The organism is Methanosarcina sp. 1.H.T.1A.1, assembly GCF_000979295.1.
Taxonomy (GTDB): Archaea; Halobacteriota; Methanosarcinia; order Methanosarcinales; family Methanosarcinaceae; genus Methanosarcina.
In genome coordinates this window covers 1-3,068 of record NZ_JJQY01000056.1, presented here as the reverse complement: position 1 = coordinate 3,068, position 3,068 = coordinate 1, and the positions used below count along the sequence as shown (strand labels likewise).

General features: G+C 46.7%; 1 protein-coding gene. It reads right to left on the bottom strand.

The annotated features are described in order from the left end of the window. Positions 1-2,303: 2,303 nt before the first annotated feature. A partial coding sequence (locus EO95_RS06005; RefSeq protein ID WP_048133169.1) for an AAA domain-containing protein occupies positions 2,304-3,068 on the bottom strand: 765 nt, incomplete at its 5' end.

Sequence of the window (3,068 nt, the reverse complement as noted above, 5' to 3'; positions counted from 1 at the left end):
GATAGGAGTCCGTCTCGTGGGCTCGGAGATGTGTATAAGAGACAGGTCCAGGCCCCGGACAAAAGTGTCCTTGCCTATGAGAGTCTCGACCATGCGCACGTATTCGGGGGATTTTACATACGTAACGGCAGTGATCAGGTCATTTGGGTCATTGAAGCCGTCAGGGATGATGGGCATGGACGCAGCGCCCGAGTCCAGGGCAAAAGTCCCCGATGCCGGGGCAAACAGGTCAAGCAGCCTGCCGATCCTCTGGTAATCCTCTCCGAAGAGGAAGGCGTGGTACTGCTCTTCCACATGCACGGTCACAGCTTCGTTCAGCCAGATCTCAAAGGGGCTTTTTCCCGTAACTTCAGACCCGTTCTGGTTGTGGTAATATTCGTGCACCTTGACCCTGATCATGTACTCGAAAGCCGGGTCAGTGATCTGCAGGGTAGGCATAATACGGTTTGTGGTAATCGTGGTGTTCCCGACGTTTTCCATGCCCCCGAAGTCCGAGTTCTGCATCCCTATTTCCCTGTAGACAGTTCCCGTGTATTTGTACCCCGGAGTGATGGCCCCGTTGAGTTCTGCAAGCTCGTCCCTGACCGCCTGGAGTTCTTCTTCCAGAGGGGATTCGGACTTTGCATCAAGTTTTATTTTCTCTCGTTTGCGGACAAGCTCCCAGAGCTCTTTCCTGACAGGCAGCTTATCTTCATCGAACTGCTCGGCCCCTGTAAAGAGATAGACCCACATAGCCGAATCATGCAGGATGTCAAGCGCTTTTTCGGCAGCTTCTGCGTTTGAGCCGGGCGGCACGAGCAGTTCCAGCATGAAAGTCTCCCCATCCGGGTACTCAAATTCCCTAGTAAAAGTCGCATAAGTCCCCACGCCGAGGAAAAAGAGATATGTTGCCATCGGAGTGACGGAGTTGTCATAGACGATTTTGTCCCTCCCCGGCTTTACGGTATGCCGCTCGACAACGACATCCCCGTTTGTGATAAGGTTCGTGTACCTCGAATCTGCAATGATGGTTGTCCTGTATGTGCATTTTGCGCACATGTCATCTATGCAGGGCACGATCCTCTGGAACCCCCACTGCTGGCACTGCGTGATCTGCTGCGGAGGAGCCCCTGCCGGCGTTTCATCGTAATACAGCCCCTCAAGGACATTTTTAGTAGGCCTGCAAACCGTATCCGTAACAACCACAATCTCAGTATGCGGCGGAATCACGTCCCTGAAATTAATTTCGAGAACCGCATCGTCCTGCCTGTACCTGTATGAAACCTCAGACTGTATGCAGCTCACAGCCCGGATCTCAAGGTCCCTGCAGTTTAATTCCAGCGTCTCAATAGGAGCATCCTTTGTCCTGACCCTGAGCAGGGACTTCACATTAGTCCTGTCATCATAGACATCAAACACCAGGTTCATATGTAAAACGTCAACAGTAAGCTCCCCGAAATCTTCAGGATAATATTTGTACAGCCTATTTTTCATAAAAATGTCACCGAGTAAAAGTTATGAAAGTTATATTGTGGATAGAAAAGGGATGTATGGGATTTAAAGGTGTAGTTTGAGTAGGTAGGAGGATTTCTCCTTAATATATAATTGATTTAACACATCTATCTTTAAGGCTGCTCGGATAGATACCAAAATAAATCCTTCTTTTTCAGCATGATTCACAATCCTCGAACTTTTCTCAAGGATTGAGAATTGTGGAATTTTAATCCGCCAAAAAGGGGAAATTTTAATCCGTCGTTGACACACTGAGAAGTCGTTGAAGAATGAGGGACTGGAGCCGTCTGTGGGGATGTCTGAATATTACTGTTTTATTATATTTCCCGGCGGGCTGCTCCCCTCTTCCCCACCTACCGTTTATCCAGTTCTCGACTATTTTATCCCGCGACAAAATCCCCAAAATCATAAAATCCTCAAAACGGACCCCGGAATTCAAGCTTATATGAGTGAGTAAATAGATTTTTCAAGCCAGGGGTCGCCCTTCCCTCAACGCCCGGCAGGTTTCAGGTTTTTGTAAAAGGGCTCATGGTGGGGGATGATGTAGAGGAGGAATTCTCAGTGGGGCATCCGGTGGAATAATTTTTTTGTAGTGCTGTGGAAACCCTGTTGTGAATAAATTTGCATATTTTCAGCTGTTGTTAAGAAGGAAGAGAAATGGAGTGTTTCCTGATTTTCGTGGATATATTACTGTAAAAGTATATTTCTCGCGGGTTCGGCTTTCCTATTCCCCATTTCCTCTAATCTGCTTTTTCTGAAGAGAAAAATTCGGAAAGGAGGTTGGGAATATGATTTTGTTGTACTTTTCTCTGTCAATACTTCCCGAAAAGTCCTAATTTCTTTCTTTCCTTTGTTATATATTGCTGGGCATCTGCTATAGTCTGCTCTTTGAGCGTATCCTTTCTAATTTCGTCGTTTTGTGTAGGGTTCAGGCCATCTTTTGCAACGTATCCGCCGTTTTTTCTGGCAGAATCATAAAGCATATCCATGATTAAGGAGGCTCTGTCCTTACTTTCTGAAATTGATGTGTCTGAAACGACTATCAATTTAAATTTTGTACGGGTGATAGCCACATTCAGGAGGCGGATGTCCTCAAAGATTCTGGAGTCCTTTGTGTGCCTGGCGACCATTGAGATGATTATGATGTCCTTTTCGTTTCCCTGGAAGGAATGAATGGTGTTTACAGCGACTCCTTTTTCTATGAAGTTTTCCAGCGCCTTTACCATTGTGGAGGCCTGGTACCTGAAGGGGGAAAGCACACCTATTGTTTTAGGATCTATTCCTGAATCCTCTACAAGGAGTTCAAGCAGCTTGCTGATGTTCTCTATTTCACGGTCGTTTTTTGCGGAATGACTGCTTTCAAAATTGATCCACTGCATTGTTCCGGAACTGTCTGCCCAGCAGATTGGGGCCTTATTTATCACTTTTCTTGCAAAAGGATTTTTGAACCCGGTAATTATTTCTTCTTCAAAGGGGCCGGGCCTTTTCCCTATAAACTCAGGGGTTTTGATCCCTCCCAGGTCGTGGTACACTGTCCTGGAGCTGTCTCTTATACACATCTCCGAGCCCACGAGACG